Source organism: Streptomyces sp. NPDC006435, from assembly GCF_040612315.1.
In the GTDB taxonomy this organism is placed as follows: Bacteria; Actinomycetota; Actinomycetes; order Streptomycetales; family Streptomycetaceae; genus Streptomyces.
The window spans coordinates 106,989-132,235 of record NZ_JBEXPY010000026.1; the positions used below are offsets into that span (position 1 = coordinate 106,989).

The 25,247-nt window shown below is 71.4% G+C and carries 21 protein-coding genes and 1 riboswitch; of the genes, 9 read left to right on the forward strand and 12 right to left on the reverse strand.

All coding sequences use genetic code 11. From position 1 onward, the window contains the following. Nucleotides 1-19: 19 nt before the first annotated feature. The 5 genes from ABZZ04_RS24410 to ABZZ04_RS24430 form a co-directional block, all read right to left on the reverse strand. Nucleotides 20-1,792: an ABC transporter substrate-binding protein gene (locus tag ABZZ04_RS24410; RefSeq protein WP_356934317.1), complete on the reverse strand. Its 1,773-nt coding sequence runs from the start codon at nucleotides 1,790-1,792 to the stop codon at nucleotides 20-22. Between the two features lie 95 nt (nucleotides 1,793-1,887). After that, a complete protein-coding gene (locus ABZZ04_RS24415; protein ID WP_356934318.1) occupies nucleotides 1,888-2,892 on the reverse strand; it encodes an ABC transporter permease in 1,005 nt (334 codons plus the stop codon). A 621-nt stretch (nucleotides 2,893-3,513) separates the two neighbouring features. Further along, nucleotides 3,514-4,293 carry an enhanced serine sensitivity protein SseB C-terminal domain-containing protein gene (locus ABZZ04_RS24420; protein WP_356934319.1) on the reverse strand — a complete coding sequence of 260 codons (780 nt, stop codon included), beginning with the start codon at nucleotides 4,291-4,293 and terminating at the stop codon, nucleotides 3,514-3,516. Nucleotides 4,294-4,467: 174 nt separating this feature from the next. Continuing rightward, nucleotides 4,468-5,238, reverse strand: a complete 771-nt coding sequence (locus ABZZ04_RS24425) for an enhanced serine sensitivity protein SseB (protein WP_356934320.1) — start codon at nucleotides 5,236-5,238, stop codon at nucleotides 4,468-4,470. 150 nt (nucleotides 5,239-5,388) lie between these two features. Then, entirely contained in the window at nucleotides 5,389-6,072 is a 684-nt protein-coding gene (locus ABZZ04_RS24430) for an AAA family ATPase (protein ID WP_356934321.1), read from the reverse strand. Nucleotides 6,073-6,231: 159 nt separating this feature from the next. After that, nucleotides 6,232-6,329, forward strand: a riboswitch (glycine riboswitch). Between the two features lie 141 nt (nucleotides 6,330-6,470). Here ABZZ04_RS24430 and gcvT point away from each other — a divergent pair. From gcvT to ABZZ04_RS24450, 4 genes are all read left to right on the forward strand, one after another. Continuing rightward, a complete protein-coding gene (gene gcvT, locus ABZZ04_RS24435; RefSeq protein ID WP_356934322.1) occupies nucleotides 6,471-7,586 on the forward strand; it encodes a glycine cleavage system aminomethyltransferase GcvT in 1,116 nt (371 codons plus the stop codon). A 92-nt stretch (nucleotides 7,587-7,678) separates the two neighbouring features. Then, on the forward strand, nucleotides 7,679-8,056 hold the full coding sequence (gcvH, locus tag ABZZ04_RS24440) for a glycine cleavage system protein GcvH (RefSeq protein ID WP_356934323.1): 378 nt from the start codon (nucleotides 7,679-7,681) through the stop codon (nucleotides 8,054-8,056). A 22-nt stretch (nucleotides 8,057-8,078) separates the two neighbouring features. Next, the gene (gene glyA, locus ABZZ04_RS24445) at nucleotides 8,079-9,338 is read left to right on the forward strand and encodes a serine hydroxymethyltransferase (RefSeq protein WP_148839341.1); all 1,260 of its coding nucleotides are present in this window, start codon (nucleotides 8,079-8,081) and stop codon (nucleotides 9,336-9,338) included. 157 nt (nucleotides 9,339-9,495) lie between these two features. Next, entirely contained in the window at nucleotides 9,496-10,878 is a 1,383-nt protein-coding gene (locus ABZZ04_RS24450; protein ID WP_356934324.1) for an L-serine ammonia-lyase, read from the forward strand. Between the two features lie 192 nt (nucleotides 10,879-11,070). On the opposite strand, the gene ABZZ04_RS24455 is transcribed toward ABZZ04_RS24450, so the two are convergent. Then, nucleotides 11,071-12,348, reverse strand: coding sequence for an SGNH/GDSL hydrolase family protein (locus ABZZ04_RS24455; protein WP_356934325.1), 1,278 nt, complete (start codon nucleotides 12,346-12,348; stop codon nucleotides 11,071-11,073). Between the two features lie 311 nt (nucleotides 12,349-12,659). Here ABZZ04_RS24455 and ABZZ04_RS24460 point away from each other — a divergent pair, with 311 nt between their 5' ends. After that, nucleotides 12,660-13,634 carry a LysR family transcriptional regulator gene (locus ABZZ04_RS24460; RefSeq protein WP_356934326.1) on the forward strand — a complete coding sequence of 325 codons (975 nt, stop codon included), beginning with the start codon at nucleotides 12,660-12,662 and terminating at the stop codon, nucleotides 13,632-13,634. Between the two features lie 74 nt (nucleotides 13,635-13,708). On the opposite strand, the gene ABZZ04_RS24465 is transcribed toward ABZZ04_RS24460, so the two are convergent. Continuing rightward, a complete protein-coding gene (locus tag ABZZ04_RS24465; protein ID WP_356934327.1) occupies nucleotides 13,709-14,761 on the reverse strand; it encodes a hypothetical protein in 1,053 nt (350 codons plus the stop codon). 172 nt (nucleotides 14,762-14,933) lie between these two features. Between ABZZ04_RS24465 and ABZZ04_RS24470 the strand changes: the two genes are divergently transcribed. Further along, entirely contained in the window at nucleotides 14,934-16,799 is a 1,866-nt protein-coding gene (locus ABZZ04_RS24470; protein ID WP_356934328.1) for a caspase family protein, read from the forward strand. 2 nt (nucleotides 16,800-16,801) lie between these two features. Here the strand turns inward: ABZZ04_RS24470 and ABZZ04_RS24475 are convergent, their stop codons facing one another. The 5 genes from ABZZ04_RS24475 to ABZZ04_RS24495 form a co-directional block, all read right to left on the reverse strand. Next, nucleotides 16,802-19,636, reverse strand: coding sequence for a CHAT domain-containing protein (locus ABZZ04_RS24475; protein ID WP_356934329.1), 2,835 nt, complete (start codon nucleotides 19,634-19,636; stop codon nucleotides 16,802-16,804). 2 nt (nucleotides 19,637-19,638) lie between these two features. After that, nucleotides 19,639-20,313 carry an RES family NAD+ phosphorylase gene (locus ABZZ04_RS24480; protein ID WP_356934330.1) on the reverse strand — a complete coding sequence of 225 codons (675 nt, stop codon included), beginning with the start codon at nucleotides 20,311-20,313 and terminating at the stop codon, nucleotides 19,639-19,641. Between the two features lie 3 nt (nucleotides 20,314-20,316). Next, nucleotides 20,317-21,006: a hypothetical protein gene (locus tag ABZZ04_RS24485; protein ID WP_356934331.1), complete on the reverse strand. Its 690-nt coding sequence runs from the start codon at nucleotides 21,004-21,006 to the stop codon at nucleotides 20,317-20,319. After that, nucleotides 20,997-22,079 (reverse strand): hypothetical protein, encoded by a 1,083-nt coding sequence (locus ABZZ04_RS24490; RefSeq protein ID WP_356934332.1) that lies wholly within the window; start codon nucleotides 22,077-22,079, stop codon nucleotides 20,997-20,999. Before ABZZ04_RS24490 ends, ABZZ04_RS24485 begins: the two co-directional genes overlap by 10 nt. A 250-nt stretch (nucleotides 22,080-22,329) precedes the next feature. After that, on the reverse strand, nucleotides 22,330-23,610 hold the full coding sequence (locus ABZZ04_RS24495; protein WP_356934333.1) for a cytochrome P450: 1,281 nt from the start codon (nucleotides 23,608-23,610) through the stop codon (nucleotides 22,330-22,332). Nucleotides 23,611-24,054: 444 nt separating this feature from the next. On the opposite strand from ABZZ04_RS24495, the gene ABZZ04_RS24500 reads away from it, so the two are divergent. The 3 genes from ABZZ04_RS24500 to ABZZ04_RS24510 all read left to right on the forward strand — a co-directional run. Next, a complete protein-coding gene (locus ABZZ04_RS24500) occupies nucleotides 24,055-24,387 on the forward strand; it encodes a hypothetical protein (RefSeq protein ID WP_148835477.1) in 333 nt (110 codons plus the stop codon). A 183-nt stretch (nucleotides 24,388-24,570) separates the two neighbouring features. After that, nucleotides 24,571-24,882, forward strand: a complete 312-nt coding sequence (locus ABZZ04_RS24505) for a pore-forming ESAT-6 family protein (RefSeq protein ID WP_148835891.1) — start codon at nucleotides 24,571-24,573, stop codon at nucleotides 24,880-24,882. A 266-nt stretch (nucleotides 24,883-25,148) separates the two neighbouring features. Next, nucleotides 25,149-25,247: DUF6507 family protein (locus ABZZ04_RS24510; RefSeq protein WP_356934343.1), on the forward strand; the 99-nt coding region annotated here is incomplete at its 3' end.

Genomic DNA, 25,247 nt, shown 5'->3' on the forward strand with positions numbered 1-25,247 from the left:
ATGCTGTTGGCTACAGCGATTACTTGACGACGCCGAGCGAGACGTAGTCGTAACGGCCGTTGTAGGCGTCGGACATGTAGGCGTTCGTCAGACGGCTGCCGCGCCAGGTGATGTTCTTCTCGTAGATGAAGGGCATCCAGTCGGCCTGGTCGAGGATCCGCTTGTCGAGCTCCTTGTAGACCTCACCGGCCTTGACCGGGTCGGTCTCCGCGATCGCCTTGTCGAACAGCCCGTCGATCTTCGGGTCGTTCAGCTGCGACTCGTTGTAGTTGCCGGTGTCCGCGAGGAAGCGGCTGTCCCACAGCGGCTGGCCGAAGCCCTGGCCGGACGGGAAGTCCGGGCCCCAGCCGCTCATCGTCATGCCGTAGCCGCGCTTCTTCACGACGGACGGCGAGCCGGTGATGCTGGACGCCTCGGCGCCGTCGATCGGGTCGACCTCGACCTTGATGCCGACCTTGCCGAGCTGCTCCTGGAGCGCCTCGGCGGTGTCGACCTCACCCGGGTTGTTGTTGCGGGCGGTGAGCTTGGTGGTGAAGCCGTTCGGCTGGCCGCACTGCTTCAGCTCGTCCTTGGCCTTGGCCAGGTCCGGCTTGCCCTTGCGGGCGAGGACGCCGTACGGGTCGTAGTCGCTGTGACCCTTGATGGAGACCGGCAGGGTGCTGTTGGCGATCGCACCACCGGCGATCTCGCCACCGCGGGTCTGCTGGAGACCGGCGAAGTCCGTGGCGTAGAAGACGGCCTTGCGGCAGTGGACGTCGTCGAACGGCTTGGCCGTGTGGACGAGCGCCACGTAGCGGACGAAGGACGTCTGCATGTTGTCGACGCTGTCCCGGTGCTTCTGGACGGCGGTGACGCGGCCGGACTGGGTCATGCCGGTGCCGTTGAGGTCGACGTCGTAGTCGCCCTCCATCAGCTTCTTGTCGTTCTCCTCCAGGTTGGCGGAGATCGTGACGGTGATCTTGTCCGGGAGCGCGGCGCGAACCGGGTCCGAGGACTTCTGCCACTTGTCGTTGCGGACGAGCACGATGTTCTTGCCCGGCTTGTACGTCTCGAACTTGTACGGGCCGTTGGAGAACGGGCGCTGGGTGTACTTCGCGCCGGTGTCCTTCTCGGCCTTCACGGGCGAGCCGGACGGCATGGCGAGGAACTGCTCGAAGTCACCGTTGGGCTTGGGCAGCTTGAAGACGATGGTGTTGTCGTCCGGGGTCTCGATCGCCTTGAGGCCGAGCTTGTCCGGGGACTTGTCCTTGTAGGGGCCCTTGTACTCGCCCTTGGGGTCCAGCGTCTGCATCAGGTACTGCGGGCCACCGGTGATGGTGTCCGTCGCCCAGATGCGCTCGATGCCGTACTTGACGTCCTTGGAGGTCAGCTTGGAGCCGTCCTCCCAGGTCAGCCCGGAACGCAGCTTGTACGTGTAGGTCTTGCCGTCGTCCGAGATCTCACCGGGGCCGGTGGCGAGGTCGCCGACCAGCTTGGTGGAGGCCTGACCCGGCTTGGTGTCGTACGTGACCAGCTGGCGGGTGTAGAAGCGCATGAAGTCCCAGGCCATGCCGTAGTAGGCACGCTGGGGGTCGGCGGAGTCGAGGTCCTGCTTGCCGACGAACTTGAGCGTTCCGCCCTTCTTGGTGGACGGGTTGGCGACCTTGTTGAACGCCGCGTTGAAGCCGGCGCCCTTCGACTTGCCGCCGCTCTCGCCGTCGTCGCCGCCGCCGCACGCCGTGGTGGTCATCAGCGCCGCGACCACGAGGGCCGCACCAGCGGTGAGCCGTCGTTTCGAGGTAACTGTGGACATTTTCTCGCAACCTCCGAGATCGCGGTCCCAGGCCGTTGCTTGCCGGAGAACCATGGGAAAAGCCACCTGACGATGCGGCAGGGGCAAGTCGTGGGTTATCGGGTCCCCTTGGGGTCCAGGGCGTCGCGCAGCCCGTCCCCGAAGAGGTTGAAGGCCAGTACGGTGATGAAGATCGTCACGCCGGGGAAGACCATGAACATCGGGTCGTGCTCGTACGTCTCCAGGGCGTCCCTCAGCATTCCGCCCCAGGAGGCGGTGGGCGGCCGGACACCGGCGCCGAGGAAGCTGAGGGCCGCTTCGGTGAGGATGTTGGTGGGGATCATGAGCGTCGCGTAGACGGTGATCGGCGCCACCAGGTTCGGCAGCAGTTCACGGAAGAGGATGTGCACCCGCCCGCCGCCGAGGCTGCGCGCCGCTTCCACGTACTCGCGTTCGCGCAGCGAGAGCGTCTGGCCCCGGACGATGCGTCCCACGTACGGCCAGCCGAAGAAGCCGATGACGGCGACGAGGACGGCGATGCGCACGCCGCTGCCGGTCAGTCCGAGCAGGTCGTCGGGGAGGACCGAGACCAGGGAGATGATGAAGAGGAGCTGCGGGAAGGACAGCAGCACGTCCATGACCCGGCTGATCGTCGCGTCCACCCAGCCGCCGAAGTAACCGGCGATGATCCCGAAGAGCGTGCCGAGGGCGACGGCGACCAGGGCCGCCAGGAACGCCACGAGCAGCGAGATCCGGGCGCCGTAGACGATCCGGCTGAAGACGTCGCGCCCCTTGTTGGGCTCGACGCCGAAGAGGAAGTCGCCGCTCACCCCGCCGAGACTGCCCATCGGGAGGTTGGTCAGCGGGTCGAGCTTCTCCTGGTGGAACTCGTTCGGCGGGTGTCCGAGCAGGCTCACGATCAGCGGCGCGAAGACCGCCACCAGGACCAGGAGGAGCACGGTGATGCCGCCCGCCAGCGCGACCTTGTCCTGCTTCAGGCGGTTCCAGGCGATCTGCTTGAGAGACCGGCCCTCGACCTTCTTCGCCCCGGAGTCGGCCGCAGTACCGCCGGCCGCAACCGGATCCGCTTCCGTGGTCGGCTCTTGCAGTGGTGCCGTCATCGTGGCAAGGACCCCTCTCAACCGGCGGTGGCCGGGCCGAACTGGCCGCTGTGGCGGCGCGATCAGTCAGTCGTACGCAGAGGCGGCAAGACGCCCTTGCTGCGGGAGTCTTCATTGCCGTCACTACAGGTAGCCAGAGCGTCAGGCGAATGGATGCCTAACCGTGATGCGGTCTGGGGTGTTCCGTTATCCGGACGGATGTGAACGCCCCTCGAACACGGGCCAGTTGAACCAGAACGGGGCACGCGGGGCAATTGACCCCGCTTTCATCACCAGACATCACCAGACATGACCAGCGGGTAAATCCCGGACATGGCAGGCGAGATGACCAGGCAAACCGCGAACTCACCCATCGGCACCGACAGTTGGGTACGCATGTGCACATCACGGGAATATCGGACGTACGAGGACCGATGTGGCGACCGTGGACCGCGGACCGGGGAACCACCGGCCGACGCGGATCGACACGAAAACCGCGGCACGGAAACCGCGGCACGAAACCCGCGGTACGGAAACCACGGCACAAAACCCCCGGCACGAAAAACCGCGGGCCGGGACGCGGGAGGCGCCGACGGGGGCGGGCCGGCCCCCCGCGGGCTCACGGGCCCGCGGCGGGCGGGGTCAGTACGTGCGCTGGGGCGGGTAGCCGTAACCCGCGGCGGGGGCGGCCGGGGCGTGGGCCTCGCGGTCGTAGAACGGCCGGGCGTTGGCGCGCAGCCACATCGCGACCGGGTCGTACTCGTCGGACATCGCGACGGTGGAGACGGGCAGGCCGTCCGGGACCGAGGCGATCGACTGCTGCATCATCGCGCGCACCGTGTCGACCGAGGGGCGGCTGGTGTCGTAGAGGTCGAGGCCGATGGCGAGGTACGGGGCGCCGAGCGCGGGCTGCACCCAGGCGCGGCGCAGCGAGCGGATCGCGGGGGTGCGGTGGGCGTTCTGCGCGAGCTGGGCGTAGAACTGCGGGATCTCGATGGCCGGCTCGGTGAGTCGGAGCGGGCCCGCGGGCATCCGGTCGAGGCCGGTGGCGATGCGGCGCAGGTCCAGCCAGGGGATGCCGACGCCGCCGCCCGGGGCGTGCGGGTTGAGCCAGATGCCCCATCGGTCCGGGAAGAGGGCGCGGGCGATGTCGCTGCCGGTGACCACCTCGTGGGCGCGGTTCCAGCCGCTGGCCGAGAGCTCCTGCGCGGAGGTCACGCAGGGGGCGTAGCCGAGACCGTCGACCTCCATGTTCCCGTACTGGGCGTCGGGCGAGCCCGGCGCGCCGTGCCACAGGAGCATCCAGACCCGGTCGTTCGCGAGGGCCTGCAGAAGCGCCTCGTACGCGTCGTAGCGCCCGGGCGTCACTTGGCGCAGCATGTGCTCGACCTGCCCGGCCGCCGCGGTGCCTGACGCACTCACCTTGGTCCCGCCCCTCTTCGACTCCACTGTGTCGGCCCGCCGCGCCCCGGGCATCTGGGCGCGGCACGATGCCGAGGCACCAGCCATGAAACCAGCTTATGCGCCGGTCCTGACACCGGCTTGACACCACGGGCCGGAGCCGCGCGGTCCGGTCCGGGGCCCCAGGAACCCGCCCTAGCGCTCCGCCCGCTGGTAGAACGGCCGGATCTTCTCCCGCATCCAGTCGCCCACCGGGTCCTGCGCCACGTCGAGCAGGACGAGATTGACCGACCAGGGCACCTCGACCCGGCCGAGAGCGCGGCCGAGGGCGTCCATCGGGGCGTTGCGGCCCGCGCCGTCCCAGGTGGAGAACTCGACGCCGATGAACAGGACGGGGTCCTCGCCCTCGATGCTGGCCAGGGCCCGGCGCGCGGTGAGCACCACGCCGCTCTCCTCGAACTCGCCGGCCGCCGCGGAGAGGAAGTCGACGGGCTCCTCCTGCCAGTCCGGCTCGTACAGCCGGACCCGGCCGCCGCTGGCCGGGCCGTCCAGCGGGGTGCGTCCGGCCCGGCAGAGCTCGGCCACGGCGGGCGGCGGCAGCGGCATCCCGACCGCGCCGCCCGGATTCACGGCTATGCCGAGCTGCGGGGGCAGTCCGCGGGCGAAGTCGCGGGCGGGCGCGACGGTGAAGGACATGTGGGCGCCGACGCAGGCGAGGAACTGCTGCTCGGAGCTGAAGACGGGGACGTACGGGGCGCCGTCGATCTCCACCGTCGGCAGGTCGAGGGCCGGGGAGTCGGGTCCGCCGCCGTTGGGCAGGGGCACCCAGACCTGGTTGCGTCCGAGCACCTCGACGAGCCGTCCGCCCGCCTCCGGGCTGCCCACCGAGGCCATCAGCACCTCTTCGAGCTCGTTGGCCGGCCATCCGCCCTGCGGATGGGACTGGACCTGCGCCGGAATGTCCACTGCTTCCCCTTCTTGCCCGAGCCTTCCGGCAGAAGGTTAACGCCCGCCGCCGCGACCACCCCGGCCCCTCGAACACCCGGACGACCGGCCCGGCGGTGCCCCTCCCCCGCCGCCCCGTCCCCTCCGGCCGTCCCGGCCCCTTCCGGCCGCTCAGCTCCCCGGCTCGGTGAACCCGATCCGGTCCAGCCTCCCCGCGGCCTCCCGGTCCAGCAGCACCGCCGAGGCGCAGCCGGGCGGCAGCAGGCCGGTCTCGGTGGCCCTCAGCAGCCGGGCCACGGCCCTGCGGTGCCGGGCGAACGCGTAGCCGGACACTCCTCGCCCGCGCTCCCGCTGGCCCTCCCGTGCCGTCAGCGGCGTGACGTCGAGCAGGACCAGGTGCAGGCCGCGGCCCCGGCGCCGGGCGTCACGGGCCAGCCAGCCGCGCACCCACGACTGGGTCCCGCAGTCGTGGACGACGACGGACTCCCCCGAGCGCAGCGCCCGCCGCAGCCCCCAGTAGTGGGCGGCGCGGACGAGCGGGCGGTAGAGGGCGTACGGGAGTAAGCGGGGCATCATCCCCGCCCAGCGGTCGCGGGTGTCCTGCGAGTCGATCGCGCGCGCCGTCGTCACCGCCCGCCGGATGAGCGTCGACTTGCCGCTGCCCGGCAGCCCGGACACCACCACCACGTCGCCCGGCGCGAAGTCCAGGGCGCGCGGACCGCCCCCCGTCCGCTCCCGCAGGTCCCGCACGACGGGCGCGTGCGGGCCGAGCGCCTCCCTGGCCGGGGCTCCCGGCTGTGCGGGCATCGCTCCGTGCGCGATGCCCGCGGTCGTCGCGTATCGCCGCAACGTCATCACCCTCCCCCTGTACGGGTCACCCCACGTATGCCCCTGAAGTGTAAAGAAAAGGTAATGCGGCACAACTGCCCGCGCCGTCGAATCCCGAGGGGGACCGACGCCCCACTCCGGCCCGATGCGTGCGATGATGACCCCGCCAACTACATACAGGCCGTTTGAATCCGCGCGGGAGAGTTCCGGTCACCGCGTGTGCCGGGCGCCGAAGGAGCAAGTTCCTCCCTTGAATCTCTCAGGCCCCGTACCGTGCGGATGAGGCAGATCTGAAAAGCGGGCCGCTCTGCGGCTCCACCCAAGGTGCAAGCCGACCCCGTTCAGGGGCTCCCGGCGAACCTCTCAGGTTCCGATGACAGATGGGGAGGGATCGTCCTCGTCGTCATGCCCCGGGAGTCACATCCATGAGCACCGCCCCCCGCCTCACCGCCCTCGATGCCCTGCACCGCTCGCTGGGTGCGACCATGACCGATTTCGCCGGCTGGGACATGCCCCTGCGCTACGGCAGCGAGCGCGACGAGCACAACGCGGTCCGCACCCGGGCCGGTCTCTTCGACCTGTCGCACATGGGTGAGATCACCGTCACCGGCCCCGGGGCCGCGGCCTTCCTGAACTTCGCGCTGGTCGGCAACATCGGCACCGTCGCCACGGGCCGCGCCCGCTACACGATGATCTGCGCCGAGGACGGCGGCATCCTGGACGACCTGATCGTCTACCGGCTCGGGGAGACCGAGTACATGGTCGTCGCCAACGCCGGCAACGCCCAGATCGTGCTGGACGCGCTGACCGCGCGGGTCGGCGGCTTCGACGCCGAGGTCCGCGACGACCGCGACGCGTACGCGCTGCTCGCCGTCCAGGGCCCCGAGTCCCCCGCCATCCTGGCCTCCGTCACCGATGCCGACCTGGACAACCTGAAGTACTACGCCGGTCTGCCCGGCACCGTCGCCGGTGTCCCCGCGCTGATCGCCCGTACCGGCTACACCGGCGAGGACGGCTTCGAGCTGTTCGTCGCCCCCGAGCACGCCGAGCAGCTGTGGAAGGCGCTGACCGAGGCCGGCGCCTCCCGCGGCCTGATCCCGTGCGGGCTCTCCTGCCGCGACACGCTGCGCCTGGAGGCCGGCATGCCGCTGTACGGGCACGAGCTGACCACGGCGCTGACCCCGTTCGACGCCGGTCTCGGCCGGGTCGTGAAGTTCGAGAAGGAGGGCGACTTCGTGGGCCGCAAGGCCCTGGAGGCCGCCGCCGAGCGCGCCGAGACCGCCCCGCCGCGCAAGCTGGTCGGGCTGATCGCCGAGGGCCGCCGGGTGCCCCGCGCCGGCTTCTCCGTCGTCGCCGACGGCCAGGTCGTCGGCGAGGTCACCTCGGGCGCCCCGTCGCCCACCCTCGGCAAGCCGATCGCCATCGCGTACGTGGACGCCGCGCACGCCACGCCCGGCACCGCGGGCGTCGGAGTGGACATCCGGGGCACCCACGAGCCGTACGAGGTCGTGGCACTGCCCTTCTACAAGCGCCAGAAGTGACATCCGCGCTTCCCCGAAAGTGACGCATTCGCGTCTCACTTCTTAAGACCACCGTTCATCAGCACTCCCCCGCGTACAGGAGAATTCAGGTCATGAGCAACCCCCAGCAGCTGCGTTACAGCAAGGAGCACGAGTGGCTGTCGGCCGTCGAGGACGGTGTGGCCACGATCGGCATCACCGAGTTCGCCGCCAACGCGCTCGGCGACGTCGTCTACGCCCAGCTCCCCGAGGTCGGTGACACGGTGACCGCGGGCGAGACCTGTGGCGAGCTGGAGTCGACCAAGTCCGTGAGCGACCTGTACTCGCCCGTGACCGGCGAGGTCACCGAGTTCAACCAGGACGTCGTGGACGACCCGTCGCTGGTGAACTCCGCTCCCTTCGAGGGCGGCTGGCTGTTCAAGGTACGCGTCGCGGAGGAGCCCGGGAACCTGCTCTCCGCCGACGAGTACACCGAGTTCTCCGGCAACTAAAGAGACCCCAAGGGACCATCTGATGTCGCTTCTCAACTCCTCCCTCCACGAGCTGGACCCGGACGTCGCCGCCGCCGTCGACGCCGAGCTCCACCGACAGCAGTCCACCCTCGAGATGATCGCCTCGGAGAACTTCGCTCCGGTCGCGGTCATGGAGGCCCAGGGCTCCGTCCTCACCAACAAGTACGCCGAGGGCTACCCCGGCCGCCGCTACTACGGCGGCTGCGAGCACGTCGACGTCGTCGAGCAGATCGCCATCGACCGGATCAAGGCGCTGTTCGGCGCCGAGGCCGCGAACGTCCAGCCGCACTCCGGCGCGCAGGCCAACGCCGCCGCGATGTTCGCGCTGCTGAAGCCGGGCGACACGATCATGGGCCTGAACCTGGCCCACGGCGGTCACCTGACCCACGGCATGAAGATCAACTTCTCCGGCAAGCTCTACAACGTGGTCCCGTACCACGTCGACGAGACCGGCGTCGTGGACATGGCCGAGGTCGAGCGGCTGGCCAAGGAGTCCAAGCCGAAGCTGATCGTGGCCGGCTGGTCCGCGTACCCCCGTCAGCTGGACTTCGCCGCGTTCCGCCGGATCGCGGACGAGGTCGGCGCGTACCTGATGGTCGACATGGCGCACTTCGCCGGTCTGGTGGCCGCGGGTCTGCACCCCAACCCGGTGCCGCACGCCCACGTCGTCACCACCACCACGCACAAGACCCTCGGCGGTCCGCGCGGCGGTGTCATCCTGTCGACGCAGGAACTGGCCAAGAAGATCAACTCCGCGGTCTTCCCGGGTCAGCAGGGCGGCCCGCTGGAGCACGTGATCGCGGCCAAGGCGGTCTCCTTCAAGGTCGCGGCCTCCGAGGAGTTCAAGGAGCGCCAGCAGCGCACCCTGGAGGGTGCCCGCATCCTCGCCGAGCGCCTGGTGCAGCCGGACGTCACCGAGGTCGGCGTCTCCGTGCTGTCCGGCGGCACGGACGTGCACCTGGTCCTCGTCGACCTGCGCAACTCCGAGCTGGACGGCCAGCAGGCCGAGGACCGGCTGCACGAGATCGGCATCACGGTCAACCGGAACGCCATCCCGAACGACCCGCGCCCGCCGATGGTCACCTCGGGTCTGCGGATCGGCACGCCGGCCCTGGCCACCCGCGGTTTCGGGGCCGAGGACTTCACCGAGGTCGCGGAGATCATCGCGGCCGCGCTCAAGCCGTCCTACGACGCGGACGCGCTGAAGGCCCGTGTGGTCGCGCTGGCCGAGAAGTTCCCGCTGTACTCCGGTCTGAAGTAATCCGGACAAGTTCTGGTAACACGCCGGAACGGGGCATCGCGCACACTGGTCGGTGAGCGCGGTGCCCCATCCCATGCCCCGCCGTTCTCCGGACCGGCCGACCCGTACCCGCACCACCCGGCAGACAACGACGTCTACCAACCCTGAGGAGTCACCCGTGGCCATCTCGGTCTTCGACCTGTTCTCGATCGGCATCGGCCCGTCCAGCTCCCATACGGTCGGCCCGATGCGCGCCGCCCGCATGTTCGCGCGGCGGCTGAAGAACGACGGCCTGATCGCCCACACCGCCTCGATACGGGCCGAGCTCTACGGTTCGCTCGGAGCGACCGGGCACGGCCACGGCACGCCCAAGGCCGTCCTGCTCGGCCTGGAGGGCGAGTCGCCCCGCACCGTCGACGTGGAGAGCGCCGACGAGCGGGTGGAGCACATCCGTGCCACCGGCCGGATCAACCTCCTCGGCATGCACGAGATCGCCTTCGACGCCGACGAGCAGCTGGTCCTGCACCGCCGCAAGGCGCTGCCGTACCACGCCAACGGCATGACGGTCACCGCCTTCGACCAGGACGGCGGGACGCTGCTGCACAAGACGTACTACTCGGTCGGCGGCGGCTTCGTCGTCGACGAGGACGCGGTGGGCGAGGACCGGATCGTCCTCGACGACACCGTGCTGAAGCACCCCTTCCGCACCGGCGACGAACTGCTGCGGCTCTCCCGGGACACCGGCCTGTCCATCTCCTCGCTGATGCTGGAGAACGAGAAGGCCTGGCGCACCGAGGACGAGATCCGCTCGGGCCTGCTGGACATCTGGCGCGTCATGCAGGCCTGCGTCTCGCGCGGCATGGCCCGCGAGGGCATCCTGCCCGGCGGCCTCAAGGTCCGCCGCCGCGCCGCGAACACCGCCCGCCAGCTGCGCGCCGAGGGCGACCCGCAGGCCCACGCGATGGAGTGGATCACCCTCTACGCGATGGCGGTCAACGAGGAGAACGCGGCGGGCGGCCGGGTCGTCACCGCGCCGACCAACGGCGCCGCGGGCATCATCCCGGCCGTGCTGCACTACTACATGAACTTCGCGGCCGGCGGCGCCACCGAGGCGGAGAAGGAGGACGGCGTGGTCCGCTTCCTCCTCGCCGCCGGGGCCATCGGCATGCTCTTCAAGGAGAACGCCTCCATCTCCGGCGCCGAGGTCGGCTGCCAGGGCGAGGTCGGCTCCGCCTGCTCCATGGCCGCGGGCGCCCTCGCCGAGGTCCTGGGCGGCACCCCCGAACAGGTCGAGAACGCCGCCGAGATCGGCATGGAGCACAACCTCGGCCTGACCTGCGACCCGGTCGGCGGGCTCGTCCAGATCCCCTGCATCGAGCGCAACGGCATGGCCGCGGTCAAGGCCGTCACGGCGGCGAAGATGGCGCTGCGCGGCGACGGCAGCCACAAGGTCTCCCTCGACAAGGTCATCAAGACCATGAAGGAGACGGGCGCGGACATGAGCGTGAAGTACAAGGAGACCGCGCGCGGCGGTCTCGCGGTGAACATCATCGAGTGCTGAGGGGTTGGGCCCTGACCGGCGCGTTCATATCTTTCGGCGCTGTCGGGGCCTTCCCTTCCTGCATGGCGGAGAGTCCCTGGAATCTCCCTGGGACGGACGCCTCGGGGCCCGGACTCCGCGGCCGGGGCCTTGGAGACCGGGAGCAGCGCCGTCCTGGCGGCGGCGTGGCCGTTCCGCGGCGGATGCGGGCGGTCAGATCAGCGGCGTGCGTTCCGCGGCGCGGGCCATCGCGCGGTATCCGGCATCGTTGGGGTGTTTGTGGTCGCCGCTGTCGTAAGCGGGGTCGATCCGCTCGGGGTCGCCCGGGTCGGCAAGGGCCTGGTTGAAGTCGACGACGGCGTCGAACTCGCCCGAGGTACGGATCCAGTGGTTGAGCTCGCGGATCTTGGCGGCCGACGTGGTGTTGTAGTACTCGGCGCCCTTCATCGGCAGCAACGTGGCTCCGACCACCTTGATGCCCCGCTGATGCGCCCGCCGGATCATGCTGCGCTGCGTGTCGATCAACTCGCTCACGGATACCGCCGGGTTGGGTTTGTACGCAGTCAGGTCGATCTCGCTGAAGCCGATGTCGTTCAGGCCCTCGAAGAGGACCACCGTGCCGACACCGGGCTTGTCCAGCACGTCCCGCTCGAAGCGGGACCAGGCGCTGTCCCCGAACCATGCGGAGTCGTGGAGGAGGAGGTTCCCGCCGATTCCGGAGTTGAGCACGGGGCGCGGCCGGCCCTTCGCGGCCAGGCGCTCGGCCAGTTCGTCCGGCCAGCGGCTGTCGGTGTCGGTGGTGGAGCCGAAGCCGTCGGTGATGGAGTCGCCGAAGGCGACGACGGAATCCTTGCGGACCCTGTTCGGTGCTGCCGCGTCGCTGTCGCGGACCTCGACGTCGGTCAGGTAGTACAGCGACTCCGTGGTCTGCGCGAACGACTTCCCGCTGCTGTCGGCGCGCCGGTCGCCGGTGGCACGGTAGCTGGTGGCGTACGCCTGGTCGTGGAAGGTCGCCGAGCCGGTCCGGTCGCGGAGGTAGAGGGTGACGGTCAGCCTGTGCAGTGTGTCCGTCCGCAGGGAGACCGGATCGCTGACGAGCGACCCGCCCACCGGGACGCTGCCCCTGAAGGTCAACGGGCGTACGGTGCCCGGCACTTCGGCTGCCCCTTCGCCCGCCAGCGCCACGGTCGCGCCCGTCACGCGCAGGGGCGAGGTGCCGTACCGGTTGGACAGCCGGATGCGTATCTCGTCGCCCGGGGCGGTGACCCGGACCACCTGACGGAGCGTGTGGTCGCGGAAGCCCTCCTCGCTCCAGTTCGCCTGGAAGCTCGTACTCGGGCGCTGCGGGGGAGCCGTCCAGGCCGCGGTCCACGGACGGCCGGCTTCGGTCCGGTGCGGATCGGCCGGCCGGGATGAGGCCGTTGACATGCCGGACAGGACCGCCAGGACGGTTGCGACGGCGACGGTGAGGCGACGGGTGCGTACATGCATGGTTCGTGGCTCCTTGCCGGTTCGTGGGATGGAGACGATGTGCTTCAGCGGCTCGCCGTGACCCGCGCACGGAACAGCGCCGTCCTCCCCCGGGGCCACCCCGGGCCGTGCCCGCGTCCCGGGCCGTGCCGTACTGCCGGGCGGTGAGCGACGGGGCAGGGGGCGCCGGCATTTCCGGCACAGCACTGCTCTCCTCGCGGCTCTCCTCGATCGTTGCGCGAGGGACATCTCCCACCCTGTCCGCCATCCGACGCTGGAACAATGCCGATCCGCTGAAGTAGCTTGTAGCCCGGCTAAACGATGAGGGGATCGTGGAACGGCAGGAGCTGGAAGCGCTGTTGACGCTGGCCGACGAGCTTCACTTCGGCCGCACCGCCGAACGGCTCGGGGTGTCCGCGGGCCGGGTCAGCCAGATCATCCGGCGGCTGGAACACCGGGTCGGCGCCCCGCTCTTCGAACGCACCAGCCGCCGCGTGATCCTGACCCCGATCGGCGAACGGCTCCGCGACGACCTGCTGCCCGCCCACCGGATGATCGAGGACGCCCTCACCCGTGCCATCGCCGCCGGCCGCGGCATCACCGGCGAGCTTCGCGTGGGCTACTCCAGCTCGATGGCCGCGAGCCTGCTGCTGCGAACCCTCGCGTCCTTCCGCACGTCCCACCCGGACTGTGGCGTGACAATCCGGGAGATACAGCTCTCCGACCCCTACGGCCCGCTCCGCAAGGGGGAGGTCCACCTCCAGGTCACCGAACTCCCGATGGACGAACCCGACCTCACGACCGGCCCGCCGCTGTTCTCATCCGACCGCGCACTCCTGGTACCCAGCGGGCACGCCCTCGCCCGGCGCGCGTCCGTGTCGCTGGAGGATCTCGCCGACACCACACTCCTGAGCATCGGCGGCACTGTCCCTCCGCACTGGCTGGACTACCACTTCCCCCGCCGTACCCCTTCGGGCCGCCCCATTCCCCGGGGCCACGCAGCCATCCACTGGCCCGAGGTCCTGTACCTCGTCGCCGCGGGCGAGGGCGTCACCCTTGCCTGCGTCGACGCGGAACCCCACCACGGCCACCACGGCGTCACCTGGATCCCGGTCCAGGAGCGGTTGCCGTGCACGTTCGCCCCGATCTGGGCAAAGCAAGGTGCAAGCGCAAGAGTCCGCGCCTTCGTTCAGATGCTGGGCGAGACAGCGCGGACACCCGACACCGGCTGGGCGAGCGCGAGGCCTGTTGCCCCCGGGGGTGCCCCTCGCCCCGGGCAGGAAGAGCCTCCGGGGCACGGTGAGTGAGTCCTGGGGCTGATCCGGGCCGGCCTTCTCCACAGAACGAGTCAATCGGCCGGAGGAGCGCCGACGGAGGCCGGTCACGGCACCGGACGGCCCCGCAGTGTCACCCCGTGCCTCGTGCGCAGCCGGTAGATCTCCCACCACGCCACCGCCGACACCGACGCCGGACCGCAGAACAGGGCGCAGATCTGGATGAGCGGCGGGCCCGGCGGCATTCCGGCCAGGATCAGGTTGACGGCCGCCAGCTCCCACACCAGCACGCCCGTCAGCAGGGCCGGGAGCGCGGCGTGCACCTCGGAGGTGCCGAACACGGTGCGGACCACCGTCGCGGAGGCGAACAGGACGAAGAAGAACGCCCAGATCACCAGGGCGAACAGGGGGAACGTGACGAGCGGGGTGAACCAGTAGCCCCCCGCGTTCTCGCCGACGAGCACCATGACCGCGAAGAGCAGCGGCACCGCCGTGAACGCGCCGAAGTACCGGAGGGCCAGACGCATGGAGGGGCGCAGCCGGGCCCGCATGCCCGCCCGTGCGGCCACGGGCACCATCCGGAACAGGACCGTGATCACCAGGGGTGCGGTGAACAGCAGCAGCCACGGGGTGACGGCGAGCCGGAGCGCGTACTGCTCCTGGACCTCCTCGAAGTCCGACGCGGTGCCGTAGACGACGAGGATCAGCAGGGACATCGCCAGCGCGGTCCAGGCCCTGGCCTTCTGCACCCGGATCACCTGCGGGTCCACGATGCGGCGGTGGGCGTGCGGGGGGAACCTCAGACGTGCCTGTCGGCGGGCCGAGCGGGCCAGCGGATAGGACACCAGCAGGACGATGAGGAAGGGCAGGAAGCAGAAGGCGAGCAGGGCCCACACGCACCCGTGCACGGGCAGTCGGCGCAGCAGTTCCGCCAGCGGGGGCCAGTCGCCGTCGCGGAGCTCCTGCCACAGCGAACGGGGTGGTACGTACGGGCCGTACGGCGGCTGCCCCGGGGGCGGGTACGGCCCGGGGTACGGGTAGGGGTAGGGGTAGGGGTACGGAGGGGCGCCGGGCTGCGGCGGCACGCCGGGCGGCGGGGGCGGCTGTCCTCCGTTCGGCTGCCACGCCGGGCCGTACGGGTTGTGTCCCCCGAAAGTCACGCCGTTTTCCTTCCTGAGCCGTGGGAAGCATGTGGTGCGGAACGATCCTGGTGGTTCCTCGCCCCCAGTCAACATCCAACGCGACGGCCGGACACGCGGTTGCACGCGGCTGCCCGGCAATCGCCCCGGAAACGCCCTGCCCGTGCCCCGGTGTCCCTGGCAGGATCACCGCATGCGAACCGTGTACGCACTCCTGGTGGGCATCGACGACTATCCGGACAAGCCGCTGAGCGGCTGTGTCAACGACGTGACTGAGGCGGAGAGTTGGCTGCGCGAACAGGGCGGCCCGAACGTCTCGGTCCGGCGGCTGCGCAACGCGGAGGCGACCAGGGCGGCCCTGGTCGACGGCATCGGGACACATCTGGGGCGCAGCGGTCCGGGTGACACCGCGCTGTTGTGGTTCAGCGGGCACGGCAGCGAGCACGAGAGCGACAGCCCCCGTACGGCGACCGGCATGAGCCAGGCGCTCGTGTGCGCCGACAGCCTCGACGAGGGCGGGCAGCCGCTGCTCCGGGACACCGAACTCGGCGCCCTCCTCGACGGGATCGCGGCGGGCGGCGCCCATGTCGTGGCCGTCCTCGACTGCTGCCACGCCGGCGGCGCGAGCCGCAAGCCGCCGCCCGGTACGCGCTCGCGGGGTGTGGTCTGGCGGCCGTGGTGGCGCACGGACGGCACGCGGGCCGTGGGGGCGTCGGGGACCGTGGGGGCGGGTTCCCGCCGGCACGTGCTGCTCGCCGCGTGCCGGGAGCAGGAGTCCGCGTACGAGGCGCTGGTCGACGGCAGACACCACGGGTACTTCAGTCATTCGCTGGTGCACGTGCTGCGCCGGCTCGGTCCGGCCGCCGCGTACGGGAAGGTGCACTCCCTCGTCGAGGAGCGGGTGCGCAGCCGGCAGCCCGCGCAACATCCCGAGCTGCACAGTTCGGATCTGCGCGGTCCGGAGCACCTGCGTTTCCTGCATGGCGGCGCGCTGCCCGTGCCTCCGTTCCTGCTCCGGCACACGGTGTCGGGGTGGGAGGTCAACTGCGGCTCCGCGCACGGGCTCCGGTCCGCGGGGGCCGAGTTCACCCTGGTCGAGGAGGACGATGCCCGGCGGGCCGGCGGGCCGCGGGCGGTGGCCGTGCGGACGGTGCGCCCCGAGTCGGCTCTGGTGGAACCGGTCGGCTGGGTGCCGGGGCCGGACGATCTCACGACGGTGCACGGGGTGACGCCGTCGGCACTGGCGTTCCCCCCGGCCGCGGTGGAGATCGTCGGGGATCCCGCCTCCGTCGGCATGATGACGGCGGCCGTGGAGGGCGCGCCGATGCTGTCCACCGGTGGGGTCGGGCTGTCGCTGCGGCTGGAGGTCGGGGCGGGCACGGCCCGGGTGACCGGGGGCGACGGGCATCCGGTCGCCCCGCTGCCGCTGCGGTCGTCGGCCGACGCCGCCCGGGTGGTCGACTGCCTGTCCCACATCACGCGTTGGCACCTGCTGAAGAACCTGAAGAGCCCCGACCCGTGGCTGTCCTCGCTGGTGCGGGTGACGGTCGAACCACTGGTCGGCGACCTCCGGCACACGGCGGAGGGCGAGATCGTGTGCTCGTACACGCCGGACGGCCGGGAACCGCAGGTGATGGTGCGGGTCCACAACGACTCCCCGCTCATGCTGTGGGGCGTGCTGCTCGATCTGGCGGACGACTACGAATCGTCGACCGGCCTGTTCGAGGGCGGCTTCGTGGCACCCGGGCACGCGGGGACGGCGCGGCGCGGCGAGCCGGTGTGGCTGCGGCTGCCGCCCGGCCGTTCTTTGGTGCGGGGCTCGTTCGCCCGGGACTGGCTGCGGCTGATCGTCGCCGAGAACGAGCTGAACGTCGCTCCGTTCCGGTTGCCGGCCTGGTCCCCGGACGGGGCGGGTGCGGGGCGCGGCGGCGCGGCCCCGGAGAGCGGGGGCAGGTTGCTGCGGCTGGTTCCGCAGGGTTCCCGGACCGCGGGCGGACCGGCCCACGACGTGGGCCGGTGGGGCACCGCAGATGTGGCGATCCGCACCGAGCTGCCCTGACGTCACCGGCCGAGGTGGGTGAACCCGGCCCAGCCGGTCGGGTCGGCGGCGTCGATCAGCGGGACCCGTGCCGCCATGTCCGCGGGCATCCCGGCCGGTGCCCTGCGGCCCTCGTCCAGCATCCACAACTGGGCGTCGCGCAGGGCCTGTCCGGGGGTCCGGCCCGCGCGGCGCATGTAGTGGTGGGTCATGTACATCAGTACGGACGTGGCCTCGTCCGGCACCGGCCACAGGGAGCCGAGCACCGAGCGCGCGCCCGCGACGAGGAACGCGGTGGACAGGCTGTACGCCTCGTCGTGGCCGTGCCCGGACACGTTGGTGCTGCACGCCGCGAGCACCACGAGTTCCAGGTGGCGGTACCGGGCGGTGCCCTCGGTCAACTCCTCGGCGTTCAGGTCGCCGCCGGACAGTTTGAGGTACGCGCTGTTGCGGCCTCCCCGGCGCACCTCGCCGTGGCAGGCCAGGTGCAGCATTCCGCCGTGCTGCCGGCCCAGCCATTCGGTCACGGCGGCGGGCGTGGCGGTGCCGGGGCCGAGGAACTCGCCGTCCGGGTAGAACGTGCGGAAGACGGCTTCGGCCTCCTTGCCCGCGTGGTACAGGTCGCGGGTCGGGTCGCCGACGACGAGGGCCTGCCGGACGCCGGCGGAGGGCCGGTCGGCCACCTCGCACAGCAGGCGGGCCGAGGGGGTGTACGAGATCTCCGCCTCGTGGCACGCGTACCGCGGTGCGCTTCGGCGGACGGGCAGGCGCGCGGCGTGCCAGGGCACGGCGCCCAGCTCCGCCATCGGCACCAGCACCACGGCCGGGGTCCGGCCCGGTCGGCCGGGCAGTGCCTTGAGCAGGGGTGCCATCACCGCCCGCCCCGCCCATGCGCACAGCCGCTCCAGCGCGGCGCGGCCCTCGTCCGGGGCGGGCGACTGCGGGCGGGGTGCGCTCGCGGTGGGCGGTCCGCCCGCGGTGCGACCGGGTGCCCCGATGGCTCGATACTCCGTCAGAGGAGTTGCGGAGAGGGTGAGTTCGGGAAGACGGAGCGCCTTGGTGGTGCCGTCGGCGAGGATGATCAGCGCCGTTCCGGGCACGCCGTCGCCGCCTGGCACCAGATAGACCAGTGCGGCGCGGTCCATGGTGCGCAGCGCCCGGCCGATGTCCGCGAGTTCGGGGACGTCCAGCAGTTGCCGCCGGTGCGGGGAGGCGGCGAGGGCCTGGAGCACCCGGCGCCGCAGCCGGCTGGAGGGGCCCGGGGCCGCGCGCGGGGCGGGTACGACGGCCCCGGGCTCCGGGTCGGGCACGGCGCCGCCCGCGGCCCGCCACTCGTCGGCCAGGTCGTCCTGGCCGAGGGCGTGCAGCATGTCGGGGACGGTCGTGGCGACGGTCGCCGCGTGCAGGACGAGGCCGCGCCCGGCGTCCAGGGCGCGTACGGCCTCGTCGTGGACGTCGTCGGTCAGGCACCAGCGGGCCACGTCGAGCGCCTGCTCACCGGCCCGGCGGCCGGTCTCGGCGGCGTGCGCGGTACCGGACTGGAGCAGGACGCCCCAGGTCGCGGCGCGCAGGGCGTCGAGGCCGACGCGGCGGGCCTCGGCGTGGTTGAGGCGGGCGGCCCGCTTGTCGAACACCTGGCTGTCGCCGCGGACCCGGTAGCCCGAGGCCAGGGACATCCCGAGGGAGTTCCACAACGGGTGCGCCGGGCCGCCGGCCAGGCGCAGGGTGTGCTTCAGCCAGGAGATGCCCTGGTCGAGGTGGCCGGGGCGGTCGGCGACCGGGACCGACGCCGTTCCGCCGAGCATGAGGTGGGCGGAGCCGAGCACCTGGGCGTTGCGGATCCAGCGCTCGTCGTCGGGTTCGAGGAGGTCCAGGGCGTCGTGGAGCAGCTCCATGGCCTCGACGGCGCCCCTGGCGTTGCCCGCGAACAGGGCCCTGCCGACGCTGCTGATGCCCGTCTCGCCGAGCCGGTCGGCCTGTCCCTCGCGCGGCAGCAGGGCGATCTGCCGCCGTACCTCGTCGAGGTCGGGGGTGGCCACCATGCCGGAGGTGTCGGGGAGGAACCGTCCGGTGCGCCGGGCGCGCAGGATCTCCAGGTTGGCCCGGGCGACGTCGAGGTTGGACTCCAGCCCGAGCCGGTCCATGTGGTCCGGGGACAGCCGTGCGACGACGTCCTCCAACTCGCCGATGTGCCGGACGAGCGCGGCCTCGTCCTCGCGCCGGGTGGCCTGGTGCGAGCGGAACACGGCGAGTTGCCCGTCGATCCCGAGGCGCGTCCCGGCGTCGAAGGCCGGCGAGTCCCTCAGCCGGGCCATGTCCTCCACGGCCGAGTCGAAGTCGTCCTCGCCGCCGCCGTTCTGGGCGAGGTGGGCGCGGAGTCCGGCGTGGGCCAGGTCGAGCGCGTCCCGTTGCGGGCTGTCGGGCGGGAAGCCGGCGCGGGACTGCTCGATCCGGGCGAGCGCCGTCTCCATGTCGGCGGGGCCCTCGATCCGTTGCAGCCCGGACGTGCTGCCGATGGCCGTGACCGCGGCCCCCCACTGGCCGTCCGGTCCGTGGGCACCGGCCTCCGCCATGAGTTCGTCCAGCTGTCGCTGGTCCCCGACGTGCCGGTGGTACCGCAGCATCGGCAGGACGGAGAGGACCTGCCCGGCGCGCATGCCCGACATCGCGGTGCCGCGCGGAAGGTTCCTCCAGTCGGTGTAGAGCCGCTCCCATGCCTCGTCGGCGGTGGCGCAGCCGAGCCGGTCGAGGACCAGGTCGGCGACCCGGGTGAGGTCCTGGGCGTCGGTCCTGCTCCCGGTCAGCGTCTGCTGGATCTCGTACATGATCGACTGGAGGTCGTACGGCTTCGCCTGCATTTCTAGAGCATCCGTCCCTGCTGTCGTGGCGCGGTCCGCGTGCGGTACCGGGCGAGGACCCCGTTCAGCCACTGCTCGCCGTCCTCGGTGCCGAAGTCGATCCGGGCGTCGCCGGTGGGTTCGAGGGGCGGTTCGCCGCACCGGTCCTGGAACAGGACCGCCACGCGGCCGGTGAGTTCCCGCTTGGAGGGCCAGACGAAGCCCTGGGCCCAGGGGGCGGTCCTGCGGCGGATCCAGTGGCCCCAGTCGCGGGTCTGCGGGTAGTCCGCGCCCTCGGCGTGCACCAGCCACGAGTCCTGCGCGACCGCCGCCAGATCCTGGCCGGACATCAACGACACCACGTCCACGTCGGTGGCCAGGCGCAGGAAGGACAGGCTGCGGCCCTCGAAGGAGGTGCGCGGGAGCAGGCGGGTGCCGCCTTCCCCGTCGAAGGGGATCGAGCGCAGCAGCACCTCGCACACGGCGGCGCCGACGTCGAACCCGATGTAGAGGAAGCCGTACTTCTCGTACGGGGTGCTGTCGAAGCGTCCGCCGTGGTAGAAGGCGTGCGCGGGCCGGGGGTTGAAGGCGAGCGCGTCCCGGTGGGTGCCGTGGACCCGGTAGGCGGGGGTGCCCGCGGGCAGGGTGACGCGCTCCGGCTCGCCGGGCAGCTGTTCGGGGGGCGGGTACTTGGGCACGGTCTACCACTCCCCGCCCGCGACGGTGAGCGTGCGTGCCGCGCCCAGGATCTCGGGGTCCCGGCCCTGCCCGAGGAGGCCGGCGGGCGCGGTGCCCGTCCACGCGTTCGCGGAGAGCCACCAGTCGGCGGCGCCCCAGGGGTCCCGGTCCGCGTGCAGTACGTCGGCCACCTCCAGCACGACCTCCCACGGCATGGTTCCGGCCTCGAACTGGAAGGCGGGGAGCTGTCGTTCGCCGTTCTCGCGGGTCAGGACGATCAGCCGGGGGTCGACGGGCCCCGTCCCGCGCGGGCTCGCCGCCGGTGCCCGCAGCAGGCGTTCGCGGACCGGGCCGAGGAGCGGGCCGACCATCGGGTTGCCGTCGATCACGAGCATGCAGAGGTCCATGGTGTCGAAGCCCTGGTGGACGGCGGACGGCGAGGTGCCCACGAACCGCCCCTGGCCGCCGTCGCCGCGGAGCCGGGCCGCCTCACCGGCCGGAAGCGCGTCGAGCACGGCCCGTACCGCCCGGTCCGCCGCGCCGTGGCCGGGCCCCTCGTGGTCGCGGGCGTCCGGGGCGGGCGTTCTCAGGGCGGTGCGCACGTCGGTCAGCAGGGCGCGCAGCTCCGGCTGCGCGCCGGGGGCGAGCAGCGGTCCGAGCCGGGGCCAGTCCGCCGCGACGGCGGCGAGCATCGCGAAGGGGTTCACCCGCATCCGTGTCCTTTCCGTTCGTCGGGCCCGGCCGGTGGGCCGGGGTCGGTCCGGACGCCGCCGAGCACGTCCGTCACCAGGTCCGCCACCAGTGGCCGGCGGACGACCAGGTGCAGTTCGCGATCCGGGTCGGCGTCCGCAGCGAGTGCCGTCCACAGGGCGCTGACGCTGTTCTCCGGTGTCAGCCCGCCGCGTCCCGCGCCGAGGAGGGGGAAGCAGACGGATCGCAGGGGCGGGGTGTGGGCGTCGCGTTCCCCCGACATCAGGGCGAGTGCTCGGGCGGCCGCGGCGGCGACGTTCTGCGGGGTGACCTCGTAGTCGTTGGTGCCGGGTCTCGGGACGGCGACCACCGCGTGGTAGATGCGGCGGACGCCCTGTTCCGCCAGGGCGCCCGGCCCGGTGGGCGCGACGGTCCCGGGCAGGACGGGGCGGTGCAGCACGCCGTGCTTGCGGCGCCATTCGGTCAGGTCGTCGTGGACCGGGTCCTCGACCACGTCGCCCACGGCGTCGCGCACCGCCCCCGCCCGGCGCAGCGACGCCGACACGGACGCCTTGTACATCTCCGGGAGCCCCAGGTGCGTATTGCTCGGGGAGACGATCACGTCGACGTTCCGCAGGAGTTCGACGGGGTGGATGTGCAGGGTGACGGTCAGCGGTCTCCCGGACCGGGCCAGGCGCAGGGTGCGGTGCTGGAGGTGCGGGGCCGGCAGGGCGCCGGTCCGCGCGGCGTCCCGGTTCCCGGTGTCGGCGATCCAGCACACCCACTCGGCGACCTGGCCGAGGACCATCTCCTCCTGGCTCTTGCGGAAGCGCTCCACGCTGAGGCCGTACACCTGGGCGGCGAGGCGGCGCCGGTCGGCCGCCGCGCGGTCGCGCATGCCGGGCGCCAGTCCGAGCGTGCGCCCGGCCGCCTCCTGGAGATCGCCGCCGCCCAGCCGCGCGACGGCCGCCCGCAGCAGGTTCTCGACCTCGACGGGCCAGGCGTCGGTCACGGTGCCCGGCACCGACGCGGCGGCCCGGCGCAGCAGGGGCAGATCGAGCCCTCGGAGCCGTACCAGCCCCTCCAGGCGGACCATCTTCACCTCCTGCAAAACCGACGCAACGTCAAATGGTCCGGCACGAGTTGGCATGGGCCTATGATCGTGCGGCGGCAACGGCATCACAAGGCCGGTCCGGGCCGCCCGTCCACGTTAGGCGTCGGCGGGGTGACCGCCGGGCCGACCGCGGGTCGACTCCGGGTCGTCATCGGGTCGGCGGCGGATCCCCGGGACCGGGCCCCGCGGGAGCCCGGTGCGCCACGGACCGGGTCGCCGCCCCGGGTCGGCCTCAGCTCAGGTGCACCGGCAGCGACTCGATCCCGTACACGATCGACACCTTGCGGAAGGAGAGGTCCTGCGGCGGGACGGCGAGCCTCATCCCGGGGAACCGCCGCACCAGGGCCGGGTAGGCCGCGCGCAGTTCCATGCGGGCCAGTTCGGCGCCCACGCAGCGGTGGATGCCGTGGCCGAAGGCGAGGTGGCTCGCGGAGGGGATCCGGTCCAGGTCGAAGCGGCCGTCGTCCTCGACGTACGACGCGTCGCGGTTGGCGCCGCTCAGCGAGCAGAGCACCATGTCTCCCCGGGGGATGGTCACGCCGCCTATCTCCATGTCCCGGCGGGCGAACCGGGGAAAGGCGATCTGCACGGCGGACAGGTAGCGCAGCGCCTCCTCGACGAAGGGCGCGACCACGGTGTCGTCCGTGCGTATTCGATCGAAGACGTCCCGGTCCCGGAGCAGTACGAGGGAGCCGAGGGCGATCGTGCTGGCGGTCGTCTCGAATCCGCCGGTGAGCACCCCGTCGGCGAGGCCCGCGAGTTCCTCGTCGTCGACGTCGTCACCGTGCTCCCGCACGATCATGCCGAGCAGGCCGTCGCCCGGGTTCTTCCGCTGTGCCTCGACGACGCCCCTGAAGTACTCCAGCGACTCCGACATCGCACCGAACGGCGCGGTCGCGTCGCCGAAGAGGTCGAACCGGTCCATGGCCAGCTTCTGGAAGTCGTGACGGTCCTCGTACGGCACGCCGAGCAGTTCGCAGATCGTGAGGGAGGGGATCGGCAGCGCGAACCCCTGCACCAGGTCGACCGGGCCGCGCGAGGCCGCCATCGCGTCCAGGCGCTCCTCGATGATGGCGTCGATCCGGGGCGTCAGGCGCCGCAGCCGGCGCATCGTGAACTCCGGGGTGAGGATGCGGCGCAGCCGGGTGTGCACCGGGGGGTCGTTGAACCCGAGCCCGCCGGGGCTCTGCTCGGCCGCCACCCCGGCGTTCGTGGCGAGGTGGGCGAAGTCGGTGCTGAACCCGTCGGCCGAACCGAGGACGGCCTTCGACTCCTCGTATCCGCTGACCACCCAGGCGTCCATGCCGAACGGCAACGACACTTTGGACACCGGCCTCTTCGCCCGGGTCCTGGCCAGTTTGTCCACCGGGTCCAGGCCGTCCCTGCGCATCATCATCAGCAGGTCGTCGGGCAGCAGCCTGATCGTGGAGGGTCCGATTCCGTACTTCTGGATCCTGGACAGATAGGCGCGCCCGATCCGGGCGGTGATGCGGGAGCGGAATGTCGTGGTCAATCTGCACTCCATGAGTCGTCGCGCGGTCCGCACCCACGGTGCGGACGGGAGAGGGTTGTGCAGCAGGCGCGGATGTGAATACTGGCCGGCGGCGACACGGCTTGTGCCGGACCGCATTCTGTCGCAGATCGGGAGCAAGCAGAGCCCCCGAGGCACCCGGCGACGCGGTACGCACCGCCGTGCCCGCACCCACGGTGGCCGTGATCATGATCACGGCACCAGGGCCGGACGGCCCCGGGGAGTGCGTCGCCGCCGGCGGAGCCGCTCCGCCCGTCACTCCGGACTCCGGCCAAGTACCGCACATCCGACCCGCATTGCACATATCGGACGACTGTCTGCTCTGTCACAGCCCGTCCACAGCTCCGGGATCCCGATTGCCTCCGACCCCGTCGAATTGATAGGCATGACGAAACATGTGTTCACGCAGCCTGGCAGGGGGATCGAATGAAGTTCGACATGGGGGCACAGGTTCTGACGACTCTGTCGTCGAAGTCTCGTGGGTCGAGTGATGACCTGGGGCTGCTGATCCGTCAGCTGCTGCAGGCGGCAGCCCCCCTGGAAGGGAAGTTCCACGGTTCGGGGCGGGTGGCGTTCGACTCGTTCAAGAACCGGTCCGACGAGATCACGGCGGCGCTGAACGGTTCGCTGGCGGCTCTCCTGGGCGGTCAGTCCGGGATGGAGTCCGCGTTCGGTTCGGGTGACCAGGAGCAGGGCGACAACGCGCGGCAGCAGATGTCGACCGCGAACTTCGACGCGGCGCGCTTCGGCGCCCGCTGACGACGACCGGCCCTCGTTCCGCCCGGGTTCGTCCCGTACAGGTTCGTTCCATTCCGGTTCGCTCCGTTCCGCCCCGTTCCGCAGCAGCCCGTTTCACCACGGCCTGTTCCGTTCCGGACCGTTTCGGTTCGTTCCATTCCATTGCGTTCTTTTCTGACAGGTTTTCACGGGGAGTGATTGTTGATGGCTGGTGGCACCGATCGTCGCGCGTACGACACGGGCGCGTCCGCGGACGCGCAGGGCAACATCCAGGTGGTGATCGCGCGGCTGGAGGAGGTCATCACGGCGCGCGACGGCCAGGTCAAGGCTGCGATGGCGGACTTCGCGGCCGACGGCGTGGCGGACGAGTACCACGGCAAGGAACTGCGGTGGAACCGTTCCTCGCAGGAGGTCAAGAACATCATCCAGCTGCTCAAGACGACGCTGGAGAAGAACGACGGCACCGCGCAGCACACGATCACGCGCGCCAAGGCCGCGGTCGACAACATCGGCTGAGCCTTCGGTCGTTCCTCCCGGCCGGGCCAGTCGTTCCTCTCGACCGATTCGGCCGCTCTTCCCGGCCGAGTTCCTCGGCCGCCGCTTCCGGCCGATCCCGTCGGTCGACGGGGTCCCGGCCGGGCCGTTCGCCCGGCCGGGACCTTTGCCGGGGTCACCCGTCGGGTCGGTTGCCGTCCGGCGGGTCCTCCCTTCGCCTCCGCGCCAGGCCCTTTGGCCGGAGTCGTCCGGTTCGATGTTTTCAGGTAGTTCACGGGGGTTTTGTGGTGACTGGGTGGGATCTGAAGCCGCAGGGTATTCAGGGTGTGCTGAAGACGACGGGTGAGACGGCGTCGAAGATTCAGACGCATGTGACGTCGTACGGT

Excerpts from the sequence above, each read along its gene's own strand:
- ABZZ04_RS24410 (WP_356934317.1), bottom strand. The coding sequence starts at position 1,792 with ATGTCCACAGTTACCTCGAAACGACGGCTCACCGCTGGTGCGGCCCTC.
- ABZZ04_RS24415 (WP_356934318.1), bottom strand. The coding sequence starts at position 2,892 with ATGACGGCACCACTGCAAGAGCCGACCACGGAAGCGGATCCGGTTGCG.
- ABZZ04_RS24430 (WP_356934321.1), bottom strand. The coding sequence starts at position 6,072 with ATGACGTTGCGGCGATACGCGACGACCGCGGGCATCGCGCACGGAGCG.
- gcvT (WP_356934322.1), top strand. The coding sequence starts at position 6,471 with ATGAGCACCGCCCCCCGCCTCACCGCCCTCGATGCCCTGCACCGCTCG.
- gcvH (WP_356934323.1), top strand. The coding sequence starts at position 7,679 with ATGAGCAACCCCCAGCAGCTGCGTTACAGCAAGGAGCACGAGTGGCTG.
- glyA (WP_148839341.1), top strand. The coding sequence starts at position 8,079 with ATGTCGCTTCTCAACTCCTCCCTCCACGAGCTGGACCCGGACGTCGCC.
- ABZZ04_RS24455 (WP_356934325.1), bottom strand. The coding sequence starts at position 12,348 with ATGCATGTACGCACCCGTCGCCTCACCGTCGCCGTCGCAACCGTCCTG.
- ABZZ04_RS24470 (WP_356934328.1), top strand. The coding sequence starts at position 14,934 with ATGCGAACCGTGTACGCACTCCTGGTGGGCATCGACGACTATCCGGAC.
- ABZZ04_RS24475 (WP_356934329.1), bottom strand. The coding sequence starts at position 19,636 with ATGCAGGCGAAGCCGTACGACCTCCAGTCGATCATGTACGAGATCCAG.
- ABZZ04_RS24485 (WP_356934331.1), bottom strand. The coding sequence starts at position 21,006 with ATGCGGGTGAACCCCTTCGCGATGCTCGCCGCCGTCGCGGCGGACTGG.
- ABZZ04_RS24490 (WP_356934332.1), bottom strand. The coding sequence starts at position 22,079 with ATGGTCCGCCTGGAGGGGCTGGTACGGCTCCGAGGGCTCGATCTGCCC.
- ABZZ04_RS24500 (WP_148835477.1), top strand. The coding sequence starts at position 24,055 with ATGAAGTTCGACATGGGGGCACAGGTTCTGACGACTCTGTCGTCGAAG.
- ABZZ04_RS24505 (WP_148835891.1), top strand. The coding sequence starts at position 24,571 with ATGGCTGGTGGCACCGATCGTCGCGCGTACGACACGGGCGCGTCCGCG.